At 43.2% G+C, this 15,973-nt stretch carries 14 protein-coding genes; 4 read left to right on the top strand and 10 right to left on the bottom strand.

What is annotated here, in order from left to right; translation table 11 throughout:
- Positions 1 to 2: 2 nt before the first annotated feature.
- Together LMH68_RS19100 and LMH68_RS19095 are read right to left on the bottom strand one after the other, a co-directional pair.
- Positions 3 to 1,442 carry an SIR2 family protein gene (locus LMH68_RS19100; protein ID WP_229647731.1) on the bottom strand — a complete coding sequence of 480 codons (1,440 nt, stop codon included), beginning with the start codon at positions 1,440 to 1,442 and terminating at the stop codon, positions 3 to 5.
- 373 nt (positions 1,443 to 1,815) lie between these two features.
- A complete protein-coding gene (locus LMH68_RS19095; protein WP_016800220.1) occupies positions 1,816 to 2,196 on the bottom strand; it encodes a hypothetical protein in 381 nt (126 codons plus the stop codon).
- 133 nt (positions 2,197 to 2,329) lie between these two features.
- On the opposite strand from LMH68_RS19095, the gene LMH68_RS19090 reads away from it, so the two are divergent.
- On the top strand, positions 2,330 to 3,367 hold the full coding sequence (locus LMH68_RS19090; RefSeq protein ID WP_029203706.1) for a tyrosine-type recombinase/integrase: 1,038 nt from the start codon (positions 2,330 to 2,332) through the stop codon (positions 3,365 to 3,367).
- A 110-nt stretch (positions 3,368 to 3,477) separates the two neighbouring features.
- Here LMH68_RS19090 and LMH68_RS19085 read toward each other — a convergent pair whose 3' ends face one another.
- From LMH68_RS19085 to LMH68_RS19075, 3 genes are all read right to left on the bottom strand, one after another.
- Positions 3,478 to 3,627: an L-threonine 3-dehydrogenase gene (locus LMH68_RS19085; RefSeq protein ID WP_371958531.1), complete on the bottom strand. Its 150-nt coding sequence runs from the start codon at positions 3,625 to 3,627 to the stop codon at positions 3,478 to 3,480.
- Positions 3,628 to 3,735: 108 nt separating this feature from the next.
- The gene (gene tdh, locus LMH68_RS19080; RefSeq protein ID WP_017059546.1) at positions 3,736 to 4,767 is read right to left on the bottom strand and encodes an L-threonine 3-dehydrogenase; all 1,032 of its coding nucleotides are present in this window, start codon (positions 4,765 to 4,767) and stop codon (positions 3,736 to 3,738) included.
- 110 nt (positions 4,768 to 4,877) lie between these two features.
- Positions 4,878 to 6,071 carry a glycine C-acetyltransferase gene (locus LMH68_RS19075; protein ID WP_017064793.1) on the bottom strand — a complete coding sequence of 398 codons (1,194 nt, stop codon included), beginning with the start codon at positions 6,069 to 6,071 and terminating at the stop codon, positions 4,878 to 4,880.
- 455 nt (positions 6,072 to 6,526) lie between these two features.
- Between LMH68_RS19075 and LMH68_RS19070 the strand changes: the two genes are divergently transcribed.
- Entirely contained in the window at positions 6,527 to 7,459 is a 933-nt protein-coding gene (locus LMH68_RS19070) for a LysR family transcriptional regulator (RefSeq protein WP_017059538.1), read from the top strand.
- Positions 7,459 to 7,842: a VOC family protein gene (locus LMH68_RS19065; protein WP_017067620.1), complete on the top strand. Its 384-nt coding sequence runs from the start codon at positions 7,459 to 7,461 to the stop codon at positions 7,840 to 7,842. Before LMH68_RS19070 ends, LMH68_RS19065 begins: the two co-directional genes overlap by 1 nt.
- Before the next feature lie 94 nt (positions 7,843 to 7,936).
- Here the strand turns inward: LMH68_RS19065 and LMH68_RS19060 are convergent, their stop codons facing one another.
- The 4 genes from LMH68_RS19060 to LMH68_RS19045 form a co-directional block, all read right to left on the bottom strand.
- Positions 7,937 to 9,472: a PepSY-associated TM helix domain-containing protein gene (locus LMH68_RS19060; protein WP_229647730.1), complete on the bottom strand. Its 1,536-nt coding sequence runs from the start codon at positions 9,470 to 9,472 to the stop codon at positions 7,937 to 7,939.
- A 111-nt stretch (positions 9,473 to 9,583) separates the two neighbouring features.
- Positions 9,584 to 9,934, bottom strand: a complete 351-nt coding sequence (locus LMH68_RS19055; protein WP_017064798.1) for a hypothetical protein — start codon at positions 9,932 to 9,934, stop codon at positions 9,584 to 9,586.
- 301 nt (positions 9,935 to 10,235) lie between these two features.
- Complete coding sequence (locus tag LMH68_RS19050; protein WP_229647729.1) at positions 10,236 to 10,631, bottom strand: cytochrome b562; 396 nt, start codon at positions 10,629 to 10,631, stop codon at positions 10,236 to 10,238.
- Between the two features lie 144 nt (positions 10,632 to 10,775).
- Positions 10,776 to 11,522, bottom strand: coding sequence for a phosphatase (locus tag LMH68_RS19045; RefSeq protein WP_017059533.1), 747 nt, complete (start codon positions 11,520 to 11,522; stop codon positions 10,776 to 10,778).
- 321 nt (positions 11,523 to 11,843) lie between these two features.
- Between LMH68_RS19045 and LMH68_RS19040 the strand changes: the two genes are divergently transcribed.
- Positions 11,844 to 14,867: an HD domain-containing phosphohydrolase gene (locus tag LMH68_RS19040; protein WP_229647728.1), complete on the top strand. Its 3,024-nt coding sequence runs from the start codon at positions 11,844 to 11,846 to the stop codon at positions 14,865 to 14,867.
- A gap of 42 nt (positions 14,868 to 14,909) precedes the next feature.
- Here the strand turns inward: LMH68_RS19040 and LMH68_RS19035 are convergent, their stop codons facing one another.
- Positions 14,910 to 15,935, bottom strand: a complete 1,026-nt coding sequence (locus tag LMH68_RS19035) for a DMT family transporter (protein ID WP_136974876.1) — start codon at positions 15,933 to 15,935, stop codon at positions 14,910 to 14,912.
- Positions 15,936 to 15,973: the final 38 nt, after the last annotated feature.

Here is a 15,973-nt window from a genome sequence, read left to right as displayed (position 1 = left end):
CTTTATATCCCTCTATTTTTTAAGTTAATAATATGAATTACCAAATCAATTAATTCTTTAGTCTCAACTTGGCGGTCGCCAAGTTTTTTGAAAAGTTGCTTCATCTCGATTGAGATGCCCGTATTTTTCTGAATTTCTGAGTTTTGCTCTTCCCATAGTTGCTCAGCCATATAACCCGTAGCACCAATAGGAATTAAAAATAACCCTTTATTTTTTGCAATTTCATACTCCTCACGCATTCCGTTAGACAAAACAACGTTGTTATTACTTAACTTGTTACCAAACATAAATAAGGCAATGCCAGCATGATCAATCATGTCTTCTCTATATTTTGTCCACAAAGCTGATAAAGACATCTCTCCTTCCGTCGATTGTGGGAAAGGTCGTAACACAAGCTGATCTTCAATTTTGGCTTTTGGATTAGTGAACGTCTGCTCTAATACGCCTGAGATAACAGAACTGCCAACACCTAACCCAAAACCGGAAACAACGCGTAAATTTTGGGAAACTAGAGACCGACTTAAGCTATATACAAAACTAAGTGCCTCCCTTTCATCCATTTCACCATATTCATGAGCAGCACCAGAGATAAAAGCAGTTTTGGATTTATAATTCTGTTCTAGGCGTAGTAATAAATCTGTAATTTCAGAATAATTATTGACTATTATTGTTTTTATATTGAATCTTTCTAGATCTTTGATGAAGTAACTTTGCTTTATTTTCTTGTATTCAAAATCAGCTAAACTTTCATCGTTTTCTTGTTCTATAGCTTTAATAAAACAATAATGCCTCCGTTGGCTCCCTTCATACGCAACCCTGACTCTACTTAGGATGTAGTCCAAATTTGGGTCTGTAAAACTAAAGCCAATAAATATGAAAGTTTTTGAAATCAGATCACCTTTCAAATTAGCTAAATACTGATCCATTTTTACGTGATAACGTTCATAGTCATCTTTGGTCAAAACCGCTTGATTTGGATGCTCGACATCGCCATGCATTTTATACACAACAGCATCACGCTTTGGTCTTGTTGTTGATAGATGATCTTTTGTATATTTAACATCAGCTATTTTTCCAGCTCTATCTAAAGCAGACTCAATCATCTTGTCATAATTTGTAGTCCAATAAGTGCGTATTGGTAGCCGACAAAGGATTTTATGATTATCTGTTTCTAATGCTTCTCGTGAAAATTCCTCTATAAGCCTTTGATTAAGCTGGCTACGGTTGTTGCCATTATCATTGCAATGGAATTGTGCAAGCGCTACAAGATCGCTTTCTTTTTCAACATCTAAGCCAAGTTCATCCGCTATTGGTCTAAGCAGTTCAGCCCAATTAACAAAACCAGCCCCTGCCGACATTCCAGCTCCTGCAAAAACAGCCACGTTCTCTTCAGGAAGCTCTTTACCTACGTCTAATAAAAATGCTTTCTTCTTTAGATCCATTAATACTCCCTCAATTTGGTGCAAAAAACGATGGCTTATAACGCTATATCTGCTGAGCAATCCCGCATATCACCCTATTGAAACGGATGCATATCAACTCAATGCGGTTCAAATTATCAACTATTACTTAAAAAAACAACAACATTGACGGTGTAGTTTCAACTGATGGCTTTCCACGTCGTGTTCATACAGTACTATTGAGCATCATCGTTATTGGAGGTGTTTATCATTAGGTTTAGTAATGATCCTCTATAGTGGTCGAAACAAACTTTGGGGCAAAAATGAGCTAGCCACCTGCTAATTTAGAAGATCGAGCCGACAATACGGACTGTAAGTTTCTGGCCTAACTGATTTATAAATTATCACCTCTACATTAAAACAACCCAAACACATTATTTTTCCCATCTTGTTCAAGGCATTTGATCTGATGGTGCTTTGGTTCTCCACCAAACAATAAAATATACAACTTCCGGTCTTGATACGTCCCCACTACATAGTGGTCTTTTTGTATCACGTACTCGATAGTTTCGGCTTCTTCATCAGTACACAGATATTTAATATCGACCAGCTTCACCCACTTCAAACCGATCACGTTTTCAGCTTCTATAAACCCACCAAATGGTGCCGTAAAGCGATTACCTAGTTTCAAAACCGCATCAATCACCCCTTGGTTCTTCTTACTTACTCCAATTGGACCATCACTGTTGATTTTGAAATGACTGTAGCCAGCAGTCACATGAATTGATTGATACACAGCAATAACCTATTAGCTTTCTTAGCACTTTGAGATAGGAGCCTAACCTGTGCTTTTTGTCCGATATAAAACATTGTTCTACGTTTCAGCTCTAATTATGCTGTTTTTACATACAGTGATTTTAGGCTTTATTATGTCTATCCGCAATTTAAAAGATGGTTCTACCAAACCTTGGCTCTGCGAATGTTACCCGAATGGGCGAACGGGGAAACGTGTTCGTAAAAAGTTTACGACTAAGGGAGAAGCAAAGGCTTTTGAGCTTCACACGATGAAGGAGATTGACGATAAGCCATGGATGGGAAGTAAAACCGATCACCGTAGAATGAGCGAACTGTTAGACACTTGGTGGACCATACACGGTCATACGTTGAAATCGGGTAAACAAGCTCGGGAGCTAATAGCCAAGACAATTGAAGAATTAGGGAATCCAATTGCCTCCCACCTTAAAGAACGAGACTACTTAGACTATCGTGCAGCGCGAATACCCTACCGTGGCAAAAATAAATCTATTAAGATTTCACCAACAACACATAACACGGAATTGATTTATCTAAAGGGAATGTTCAAGAAACTGATTAAGTACAATCAATGGAAATACCCCAATCCACTTGAAGCTATCGAAACAATCAAAACAAGTGAGAAGAACCTAGCATATCTAACCAAGCCACAAATTGAAGAGTTCTTAGTTAACCTGAAAAATTTCAACCGAGTCATTACAGTCTCGATTCCGCAGCTCATTGTAATTTCTAAGATTTGCTTAGCCACCGGTGCCCGTATAAGTGAAGCTCTAACTCTTACCCGTTCACAGGTAGCTGAATTTAAACTGACTTACACCGAGACAAAAGGTAAGAGGAATCGAAGTGTGCCCATCTCACCAGCTTTATATCAAGAGATCTTAGATATCGCCGTGAGCGACCATGAAATTTTTAACACGAGTTACAAGGACGCCTGGCGCTACATTAAAAAAGCTTTACCAGAGCACGTTCCGAGTGGGCAAGCGACGCATGTTCTACGGCATACCTTTGCTTCGCATTTTATGATGAACAAAGGGGATATCTTGGTGTTACAGCGTATTCTTGGGCATACTAAGATTGAGCAGACAATGGCGTATTCTCATTTTGCTCCAGAACATTTGATACAAGCTGTACACCTCAATCCATTAGAGAATTAATGGCGACAAAGTGGCGGCAGACACTGTAATCGACCGTTATTTAGCGGTTTTATTCGTAAAAAAGGCGACATTTTCACTGTCGCCTTTTGCTATTTAGAGCCTATTTTTTTCTATTCCCAATCAAGGATAACCTTGCCAGAAAGCCCACTACGCATAGCATCGAAGCCAGTTTGGAAATCATCAATTTTAAAGTGATGAGTAATGATTGGTGATAGGTCTAACCCTGATTGAATCAAACTTGCCACTATATGAAAAAACAAAAATAACCACTAAATATCAATAGTTTAAATTAATTATCAATTAAGAATGGCGACAAAAAAGGCAACAGTTTTACCTGTTGCCTTCTGATATTCAAAACCGGTAGTATCCTACTCCCAGTCTAAAATTACCTTACCAGACATACCAGATCGCATCATGTCGAAGCCTTTCTGGAAGTCGTCCACTTTGTAGTGGTGAGTAATAATTGGTGTTAGATCTAGGCCAGATTGAATCAAAGAAGCCATCTTGTACCAAGTTTCGAACATCTCACGACCGTAGATACCTTTGATAACCAAGCCTTTAAAGATGACTTGGTTCCAGTCTACTGCCATGTCTGATGGTGGAATACCTAGTAGAGAGATCTTACCGCCGTGGTTCATGTTAGTCAGCATGCTGTTGAACGCAGATGGGTTACCAGACATTTCTAGGCCTACATCGAAGCCTTCAGTCATGCCAAGATCAGACATTACGTCTTCAAGCTTCTCTTCCATCACGTTTACTGCGCGAGTCACACCCATTTTCTTAGCAAGATCTAGGCGGTACTCGTTTACATCAGTGATTACAACGTGACGAGCACCAACGTGCTTAGCAACAGCTGCAGCCATGATACCGATTGGACCAGCACCAGTAATTAGCACGTCTTCGCCAACTAGGTCGAAAGAAAGTGCTGTGTGTACTGCGTTACCAAACGGGTCAAAGATTGAAGCTAGATCGTCAGAGATTTCTGCAGGGATCTTAAATGCGTTGAACGCAGGGATCACAAGGAACTCAGAGAACGCACCAGTGCGGTTAACACCAACACCTGTTGTGTTACGACAAAGGTGAGTACGGCCGCCACGACAGTTACGACAGTGACCACATGTGATGTGACCTTCGCCAGATACACGGTCGCCGATTTCAAAACCACGAACTTCTTGGCCAATGCCAACAACTTCACCCACGTATTCGTGACCTACTACCATAGGTACTGGGATTGTGTTTTGTGACCACTCATCCCAGTTGTAGATATGTACGTCAGTACCACAAATTGCGGTTTTCTTAATACGAATAAGAAGATCATTATGACCCATTTCAGGTTTTTCAACCTCGGTCATCCAAATGCCTTCTTCAGGCTTTAGCTTAGAAAGTGCTTTAATTTTCATAATGTTACCTAGTTCATCTCGCCTAACTGTAAGGCGAGAATCAAAAATCTATATGTTCTACTGGGTGTTGTTCTATCTAATTAAAGGATGCTCGTGGCACCCCTTCAAAATTAGATGATACCCATGTCTTTACCAACTTGGATGAACGCATCGATTGCGCGGTCTAGTTGCTCACGAGAGTGTGCAGCAGACATTTGCGTACGGATACGAGCTTGACCTTTTGGTACTACAGGGAAAGAGAAACCTACAACGTAGATGCCTTTCTCTAGTGCGCGCTCAGCGAACTCAGCCGCTACTTTTGCATCACCAAGCATGATTGGGATGATTGCGTGGTCTGCACCGCCCATAGTGAAGCCAGCTTCTTCCATGCGAGTACGGAAGTGAGCAGAGTTTTCCCATAGTTGAGTACGTAGGTCGCCAGATTCCGCAAGAAGATCTAGAACGCGGATAGACGCAGATACGATTGCAGGAGCAACAGAGTTAGAGAATAGGTATGGACGAGAACGCTGACGTAGCCAGTCGATCACTTCTTTCTTACCAGAAGTGTAACCGCCTGAAGCGCCACCCATTGCTTTACCAAGAGTACCAGTGATGATATCGATACGGTCTACAACGTTGTGGAACTCGTGAGTACCCGCTCCGTTTTCGCCCATGAAGCCCACTGCGTGAGAGTCATCAACCATTACTAGTGCATCGTACTTGTCTGCAAGGTCACAGATAGCAGGAAGGTTAGCCACTACGCCGTCCATTGAGAACACACCGTCAGTTACGATTAGTGTGTGACGAGCGCCAGCTTCTTTAGCAGCGATAAGTTGCTGCTCTAGCTCTTCCATGTTGTTGTTCGAGTAACGGAAACGCATTGCTTTACACAGACGAACGCCATCGATGATAGATGCGTGGTTTAGTGCGTCAGAGATGATTGCGTCTTCTTTACCTAGAATTGTTTCGAACAAACCAGCGTTTGCATCAAAACAAGATGTGTAAAGGATAGTGTCTTCTTTACCTAGGAACGTAGAAAGCTTTTGCTCTAGTTCTTTGTGAGAATCTTGAGTACCACAGATGAAACGTACTGAAGCCATACCAAAACCGTGCTGATCCATACCATCTTTAGCTGCTTCGATAAGAGCTGGGTGGTTAGCAAGACCTAAGTAGTTGTTTGCACAGAAGTTTAGTACTTCTTCACCAGTCGAGATAGAAACCGCTGCTTTTTGTGCAGAAGTAATAATGCGCTCAGACTTGTAAAGACCTTCTTCTTTAACTTCTTCGATTTGAGTTTGAATCTGTTGGTAAAATGCAGAAGACATTGTCTCATTCCTTCCTAGTTATAATTTAGCAGCATCGCGCGCCGCTTTATGTAGGGATGTAAACGATCTCAACACGATCATTTACACTGTAAAACTTATGCCTATATTCTAGTTGAACATCCCCGTTCCGATTATCCCTTTAGTTGGAAAAACATTAATGAATCACAGGCACTAATAATAGTTCATCCCAGTGACATAGGGCACATTAACGCCCTTCACCTGCTTTTTTAAACGCCAAATTAGCTATAATTTCCGTCTAATTTCGCTTTCATATCAAATCTCAATTTTTCATCTCAGAATGCGCAGCAGCAACGCCGCTATACAGATGAGCTTCAAACACAACAACCTATCAGAGCAATCACGTCAATCAATTAATGAAATTGATTCACAAATCAAAGTAAATCGCTCACAATGACCATTAAGTTCATCGTTGAAACTAGCTTAACTGGATACTTATGATTAACCCAAAACTCATCGCCCTGCTTCCGGATCTCGCCTCGTTCATTTTGGTGGTTAACGAAGGTAGTTTTACGGCTGCAGCAAAACAGTTAGGCGTGACACCATCAGCCTTGAGTAAGCTCATCACCCGCTTGGAAAAAGCGCTATCGGTGAAACTGTTTGAGCGTACCACTCGTACCCTTATCATTACGCAAGCGGGTCAATTGGTTTATGATCAGAGTGTGGTGATGATCAACGCAGCGCAACAAGCCGTTGAACTGTCTACCTCCGACCATACCGAACCTGCAGGCTCGATAACGGTAGCGGCGCCTGAAGCCTTCTTGAATTCGGTATTGCAGCCTTTCGTTGTTCCATTCTTAAATCAGTATCCAGAAATCCAACTTAAATTGAGAGCGGCTGACGGCGACATCGATATTTTACGTCAAGGCATCGACATTGCTTTCCGCCTGACTGATAAGCCCGACGAAAGCTTAGTATTGAAAGAGTTAGGAAAAACAAACCTCGTGTTGTGTGCAAGCCCTGACTATTTAGATGCCAAGGGGATTCCTCACCACCCTACCGAGCTGTCTGAACACGACTGTTTGTATCTTGCAGAGACAGACAAAGATCACATTTGGGATTTTCTTAAAGATGATGAATTTCACACAGTACCCGTCAGTGGACGTTACGCAGTTAACCACTCGCAGATGCGACTGAAAGGTGTGAAAGAAGGTCTAGGCGTCGGTATTTTCCATGACTTCGTGATTCAAGATGCGTTGGCTGAAGGGTCTGTAGTACAAGTGTTGGAAGATTGGACCATCAAGAGTAATTACCATGGTGCGATTGCGATGCAGTTTGCTCAAACCAAGTACATGCCCGCTCGACTGCGTGTATTCATTGATTACGCCATGGAGCACTTAGGTGACAAGTTGGCAGGAGAAATAAACTGATGTTGAAAGGAATACACCACGCAGCCATAATCTGTTCAAACTACAACGCATCGAAGCACTTTTACACCGAGATTTTAAAACTTGAGATCATTGCCGAAAACTATCGAGAGGCTCGCCAGTCGTACAAACTTGATTTAGCGCTACCTAATGGTGCTCAGATAGAACTATTCAGCTTCCCTAACGCACCGGAAAGACCTAGCTTTCCTGAAGCTCAAGGGCTAAGACACTTAGCTTTTTGTGTTGATGACGTTCAACAAATCAAAAGCTATTTGGAAGAACAAAGAGTCGAAGTCGAACAGATCCGAATTGATGAATTTACAGGTAAAGCATTTACTTTTTTTGCCGATCCTGACGGGCTTCCGTTAGAGCTTTATCAAATATAGAGCTGTACAAGTCTAACGTCTTCTTAATAAACAGAGCATGTCATCTGAATAATGAAACTGACCTCCTCAAAAAGGAGGTCAGTTTGTATATCAATTAACTCAATGCCGTCTTGAATTTCTCAACGCGTGAAAATAGTAACCAATCCAGCAGCATTGCTGTCACGATCGTCGCTCCCGCCAGTGGAAACAGTACTGAAATAACTATCACGATCACTAAACCTGTCTTCCAAAGCCCTGCATCGCCAAACTTCGGTGGCGTGCCAAGCTTTCTTTGACCTGAAGGTCTACGTATCCACCACATCACACCGCCAGTCACGGACACAACAATGAACGCCAAACAAAACAAAGCATTTAGAAGCTTGTTAATGATGCTGTTGTCACCTTGATGCAATGAAATACCTACCGCTAACGTTTTGGCAATGAAGTTATAATCTTGCCATGTCACCTCACCCAAAATACGACCTGAGTATTGGTCGAGGTGCGTAGTACGGTCCTGCGTTGGATCAATGATGTCACCGCCCATAGTGTTGGCTGTGACCGTGTAAACACCCGTTTCTGAACGCGGGAAATTCACCTTGTATCGTGTAAAGCCAAGTGAGTATGCTTTTTCAGTAACGTCATCAATGTCGAAGTTGCTTGCTGACAACACATGTTGAGAGTGATCTTCACCCATCTTAGAGTGATCATGAGGTTCCGTCGCCTCTTCCACATGATGAACGTGTTCTGCTGGCTTATCTTGAGACAAAGGCAATAGTGTTTGCTCCAAGTTCCAAGGTAGCTCTTCTTCTGAGCCATGGTTGAGGGAAGCGTGCGTCTTATCAGACAACGGAATATCGTCCCACATTTGAGCAGGGAAAGTGCTCCATGCTTGAACAAGCTTACCGCCCCAAAAACCTGTCCATGCCAATCCAGACAGAATAAACAACAACAGAACGAGCGATAACACACCTCCAATGTTCGCATGCAGATCACGCATTAAAATACGCGTTCCTGAACCAAATCGAAGCTTAAGAAAACCAGCGCGGCTCGCGTTATCTCTAGGTAACCATAAGTAAATACCACTGATGAGCAACAGAATAGACAAGCTTATTGCGACTTCAATTAGATAATCACCCCAATCACCAATCAACAAAGTGCCGTGAATGTCATTCGCGAGTTGGTACAGGCTGTCGCTACGCGGAATCTCTCCGACCACTTCGCCCGTATATTGATTTACCGTGGCGAAGACCGATGTGCCGTCTACAAGTGCTACCGAAAAGCGGTTAGCCAGATCAGGAGCTTTGCTCGGAACAAACTGGGTAACCGAACCTTGTGGGTATTGAAGTTGTACTGCAGCTAACTGTTGTGACACTTTAATCGGCTCGCCCGATGCAACAATCTCTAGGGCTTCGTGGTGGAAAGTCAATTCGATTTCATCATCAAACAGCATCACCAAACCTGTAATGCTCAGCATTAACATAAACGGGATAACAAATAGCCCAGCATAGAAGTGCCAGCGCCATGTGAGGAAATAGAGGGTTTTATTGCGGTCTTTGCTTTTTATATTGGTTTCCGAACCGGTTGTTGCACTGCTTTTAGACTGCGAAGTTGCTTGTGCTTTCGCAGGGGTTTGAGATTCATTTCTCAACATTATAATTTCCTTTGACACACGCAAACATACCTTCTGAAAAATCAGAAAGTAATCTGAGCATGTTTAACTTTACTTAATACTTTATTTTTTAATTATTTTAATGGGTTAGGTTTAAGCAATAACAAAGGGAGGGCCGCGCGGGGCTTGCCTCGTGTAGCGTTCGCTTAGAGCCAAAAAAGCGTAGCTGTCGGAGACAATAGAACTCAGTCGAGTTGTCAGCAGTGTAGTGGGAAGTTCATCTTGGTGAAACGTGGAAAAATGGCTAAACGGACACGGCTTTCCTTTATGAGTATTAGGTTCGCCTTCTTCGATTTGAACCAATTCAAAGCCATTGACCGTACATAACGACGCCCATACTCCCGCACTATTACCATGAGCATTGATAACAGGCATTAATGTCACTAGCGCCCAGCTTAATGCTGTTGCAAGTAACATGAAGAAGTTGAACGAGGTTCGGCGCATTATTCCAAGTCTTTATAAATTTCCCTTATTATGAGGGACTTGGAATATAGGTAAACGTAAAGATTAACAGCAAGTTAAAAAATTGAAGCTAACGCACACTCTTTTTCGTTAAATACTGGTTACAACACTAAAGCTAACAAAGTAATACTCATCTCTTTGCAGCAGGCTTTCGATAAAAGAGACAATAAAAACGCCGCCTTACACCTTCCTCGAAAGAGGGTAATGTAAGGCGGCGTTTTAGAAATCGAATCTTGAGGTTTGCTCTTTGTTACCTATCTAGCAAACGTTCATGATTAACGAATTAACCAAAGATCTTGCTCCAGATGCTTGGGTTACGCTTCTCATGGTACTCTTCACGAAGGCCATCAATAGTACGAAGTTCTTGCTGTGCCGACGCTAAGTCACCTTGGTCTAGCTTCTGCTCAATGCTATCCAGTGATGCACTGATCTTTTTGAAGCCTTCCATGAAGTTGTCTTCTTTCTCGACTGGGTAAACACCCGTTTTCAGCTCTGCCACTAGCGAATCTAAACGAACGATAGGCTTTTGCATCTCTTCAATGCTTTGAGCTTCTGCCGCTTGTTTGAACGCAAGCTTCATTTCTTGCATGTTTTTCTTAAGGTCTACATTAGCAAATGCGTTGCCAGACAATACTGAAGCAGCGATTAAGCCAGATAAAAGGATTGAGCGAGTTTTCATTGTTTCTCCAAGTGAAGCGGTGTCTTTGAAGTTAGAGCCGTCATTACTGTGGCACTTCGACTTTATTATTTTCGGCTAGTGTATACAAAAATCTTTCAGGCACAAAAATTGATTGTGTCGAAATGCAAACCCGCCGACATTCTCTTAAACAAGATCTGAATATTCTGGGATTTCATTACGACCGCGCAAGGCCAAAAAGGCTAGGAACTGCTTTGGCGAATGGGTAATCACTTTACTCGAATCTACGCCCACTTCATCTAACAATGCTGCGACTAAGTCTAAGCCACCGACATCTAAACAGAAATGCGCATCGCTGCCTGTTGTAATAAATGCACCCTTCGCTTTCGCTATTCTTGCAATCTCATAGCAGCGGTCAACACTGCCAACTCGGCTATTGCCTTTGAGTGTGGTGTTGTTGATCTCAATCGCCACGTTGTTCTCAACCGCACATTGAATAACGGCTTCGAAATCGAAATCAAAATTAGGATTGCCTAAGTGACCAAGCGCATCAATTCGACCGCCCTTAATCACATTCAACAATGCTTCTGTATGGGTAGCGACATCCGATGGGCGAAATACTGGCTCATGAAAACTCGCGATCACCCAATCCAAGTTCTTATCCACACTCGGATGGATGTCGATTTCACCCTGTGTGTTCATGATGTTTGACTCAACACCTCGAATAATTGCGACATCTTCAATAAAACGAGGGAGCACACGCTGATTGCTGAAGAACCAATAGTGTGGCGCGCCCGGCATTGATTCTGAATGATCAGTAGTACAAAACATGGCTAAACCATTTTGCTTTGCCGACTTGGCGTTTTCGATCAATGTGCTGTAAGCATGACCACTTGCGTATGTGTGGGTGTGAGTATCTACTTTGAGTTCCATGAATCAATGCCCTCTTCGCTCGGTCAAAATACGTTTTTCAGAAAGTAACTCTGAATCTCTTTCAGGAAAAGAATACTTCAGAAAATGAATGCCTAATGGCAACAATTCGGCCAGTTTATCAGCTGAAAGTGACAATTAGCACCCAAACATAAAGGTTTATTACTGGTTCATTTACACGACACGGGAATACGTGGCTAACCAGAGCCAGCCAGCGCTTGGCCTTATCTAAGTAGAACCGCACACACTCGGTAATTGCGCCAATTTTTTGCAACCTACCCAAGTTCGTCAATACTTAAACCAGTCTACAAACCGGAGTGTTAGATGAGAAGAAGACGATATCCGCTGAGTATCCACATCACTAGCCTTTTCCTAATTTTGACAACACTTGTCGGTGCGGTATTGATTTCGATAAGTTATCGGCACTCCCAAGAGCTGCTGCTAGGCACAGTGCGCGAGATCAGTAATGAGCACCGCGACAAACTGGAATCAGTATTTAAACAAGCCATTGCCCCTGTTATCACAACCTTAAATGTGATGGCGGTGAGCCCGTTTGTTGCTCATCAAGCTTCCGCTGTCGAAAAAGACTCTTGGCTTGCTTCGGTCGATATCATCTTCAAGCAAAACACCAATTTGGTCGCTCTATTTTATGGTTCTGAAGATGGTGACTTCAGAATCTTTCGTCCATTAAGCACCAATAAACAGAGAGCCGAAAACAGCGCGCCCGCTAAAGCGACCATGATGGTCAGCAGCACCAATCTAGACGGTGAAAACTTTATTACCTATCTTGATGGCGCACATCAAGTGATCAGTACTCGACAAGCAGAGAGTAAGTTCAACCCCACAACTCGTCCTTGGTTTCGTAACGCAAAGCCTGATGGCTCAATACAACTCTCTGAACCCTATCTGTTCTATTTCCTGCAAACCAATGGTATTACGCTCTCTAGGCGTTCTGCCGATGGCAAGCATGTGGTTGGTGCCGACTTTACGTTGAGTTCCCTCTCTTCTCAGATCAGTGAATTAGCTTATTCTCCGCAAACCCGACTCGCCTTGTTCGATCAACATTTTAATCTTCTCGGTCAGCATCAACTTGAGCTATCAGTACCCAAGCCTGACTCCCAATCTGATGACACAAGTAAAACTGAGCAAACGAACAACCAAACGACGGGGAATCTCTCTGGCAGTGAGCAAGACCAAAGCTTCTTTAATGTGCCCAAACGTGAACAGATGGAAGCATTGAAAGCGTCCGTTATTGCGCCGCTTATCTCTGATGAAGAGAAGTTTAACCTCAATCTAAAAAACGTTGAGTACAACTTAAACACTTGGGCACTAACGCTAACGCCGGTTCAACTGACTCAAAATGTCACCTTATACTTGGCAGAAGCGACGCCACACAATGAGCTGCTCGCTGATCTTATCTCGATGCGAGACAAGCAAGTTGCGGTCGCGATTGGGATGTTGTTCATCTGCTTCGCTATCGTATGGTTTGTTGCTAATCGACTGTCTCAGCAGCTCAATACGCTGATGCAACTCACCGACAACATCGCTCGGTTCGACTTCAGGCGTACTCATTATCCCAAAAGCATGATTCAAGAAGTGGCTAACCTCGCCCACTCGATTGAGCTAATGGAACACACGCTTCATGATCTGATTACCCTACTTCGAGACACCGCCGGGAATCAGGAGTTTTCGATCTTAGCCAAGAACATTGCTCATCAAAGCTATTTAATCACCAAAGCAGAAACCATTATCCTTTTCACTCAGTCCAAAGAGAAAGACGTGTTTGATACGGCAGCTAACCTTGCCATTCTTCCTTTTAAGGCCGACATCAATGACTTCATCAAACACACGCCTTGGTTGCTGTGTCAGCTTAAATCTGGTGAGACGATCCATTTGAACAGAGAAGACAATGTTCTCAACTATTACCAAGATTCGATCTTCAATTCAGACCTGTACCTATTTCCACTATTAAACCGAGAGAAACTGTTGGTAGGGATTGTGGCAATTGGCTATGAGAGACCAATTACCAAGATGCAGGCAGACAAGCACGCCTTTTTAAGAGAGTTGCTCAGCTTTGCGGAAATAGCGAAAGACAACATCGACCAAATGCAGCAACAAAAAGACATGCTTAATGCCTTTATTGAGCTGATTGCATCGGCGATTGATACCAAGTCACCTTATACGGGCGGGCATTGCCAACGAGTGCCTGAGCTCACCAAATGGCTAACTCAAGCAACCATAGATGATGACCGCTATTACCCGCAATTCTCATTGGACAGTAAACAGTGGGAAGAGTTGATGCTCGCCGCTTGGCTTCATGACTGCGGCAAGGTGACCACGCCTGAATATGTGGTAGATAAGGCAACAAAACTGGAAACCATTTACGACCGAATCCACGAAGTGCGAATGCGTTTTGAGTTGTTGAAACAGCAAGCGGAAACCGATTACTGGAAAGCGATGGCGAACGGTGCACTACAAGAAGAACAACTCAAAATACTCGAACAAAACCTGTCTGAACTGGATGAGGAGTTTGCCTTCGTTGCTGAGTGTAATCTTGGCGGCGAATCTATGACGGAAGAGCAGCTAGAACGCTTAGATCAAATAGCCAAACGCCAATGGAAACGTACACTGGATGATCAATTGGGTTTGTCTTGGTCTGAAAAAGAGAGATTTAACACCCAAAAAGAGTCGGTTGAGAAAGAGAGAACTGAGCCAACAAGTCAGGAAAAGGGTTTGCCTGTCATGGAGCCTCTGCTTGCAGACAAACCGGAGCATAAAATACCTTGGGACAATGGCTTTAACCCTGGCGATGTATGGCAAGAAGCGTTTGTACTTAAGCCCGGAGAAGTTAAATACAACCAAGGTGAACTGCACAATTTGAAAGTACGCCGTGGTACGCTAAACGATGAAGAACGTTTCATGATCAACGATCATATTATCCAAACCTTCACCATGCTCAACAAGCTGCCTTACCCGCCTTACCTTCAAAACATTCCGGATATCGCCAGCGGACACCACGAACGTATCGACGGTAAGGGATACCCAAGAGGCTTAAACGAAGACCAGTTACCTCTGCCGTCCAGAGCAATGGCAATTGCTGATGTCTTTGAAGCGCTCACCTCTAGTGATCGCCCTTATAAGAAAGGTAAACTCTTAAGCGAATCACTCAACATCATGACCGACATGGCCACCAGCGGTCATATCGATCCCAAGTTGTATCTGCTGTTTTTGGAAAACAAAATCTACGATAAATACGCTGAGCGATTCCTAGAAATGAACCAACGCTGCGAGATTGACCCGCACGAACACATCGACCGAGTAAAAGAATACATACGCTCATTGTTCTAAGTTTTAAATTAACCATTCAGAGGATAAGCCATAACTCAATGGTTAGCTTTTAGCTGCCGAGTCCAATACCGCAACGTCCACTACAGTCGCTACAGCCACTGTGGTGTGCGGTTTTTGTTTGGCTTTCGCCTTGCTGTGTCTTTTTGCCAGCAATGTATTGGTGATGCTCGCCACGACAATCAGGTTAATGCCAATCATCTGCTGTGTAGAAAACACATCATCAAAGAACAAGCCCTGCCAAAGCGCGCTAAACAGCATGTTAGTAAAAATCAGAGGTGCCAACTGGGAGCCACTGTCTGCAAGCTTATACGCCTTGGAACGGAAGATTTGGGTATTGATGGTAAACAGTGCAAGACCAAGTGATCCGAGAACAATCCAGCGTAAATCGTCAAAAGACAGTAACGCCGACACGAAGCCTTTTTCAGCACTTTCAAGCACATCGGGCACCGCAGAAAGTGAAGTAAACACCACCATTGGAATCACAATGATTGCCGCGACTAAAAAGGTCCACGCGTTAAGCTCTGCTGGTGTCAGGCTAGTTTTAGACGCTCGGTACAAACTCACTTGCGAGCCAGAATTAAATACCCCCGCGAGAAGTCCAAGCAGAAGCGCAGGTCTAAAGAACTCAGAACCCAACTCAAACTGCGACCAATCCCCCGCCATCATCACTACGCCAACAAAAGTGACAGCTAAACACACGATCGTCGTTGTATGAATCTTGGTTCTAAATATTAACTTTTCTAACAATGGAATAAACAGAGGACCCGTACTGAATAACACAACCCCTTCAACCAGCGTTAAGGTTTGCAGTGAAGTAAGGAAACACCACTGACACGCCACCATAAAGATCGCTCGCATCACCAAAGGTTTCCACATTTCTCGTGTCGGCTTGCTGATTTTGTAAAAAGTCAGGAAAAGAAATAAAAACAGACTGGGTAACAAAAAACGCACAAAACTGAGTAACGAAGTGGGCATCACTTCAGATAGATACTTGGCCATCAAGCCACTTAAAGACAAACTGAACGTCGACAACAACATGAAAGTCGTCGCCTTGGTAATATCAGACATAATTATCACCTCCTATGACATCTATTTTAGAGGCGTGA

It is taken from the genome of Vibrio sp. F13 (genome assembly GCF_020806305.2).
GTDB classification, from domain to species: Bacteria; Pseudomonadota; Gammaproteobacteria; order Enterobacterales; family Vibrionaceae; genus Vibrio; species Vibrio crassostreae_C.
The sequence above is the reverse complement of the archived record's forward strand: the minus strand, read 5'-3'. Positions and strand labels throughout refer to the sequence as shown.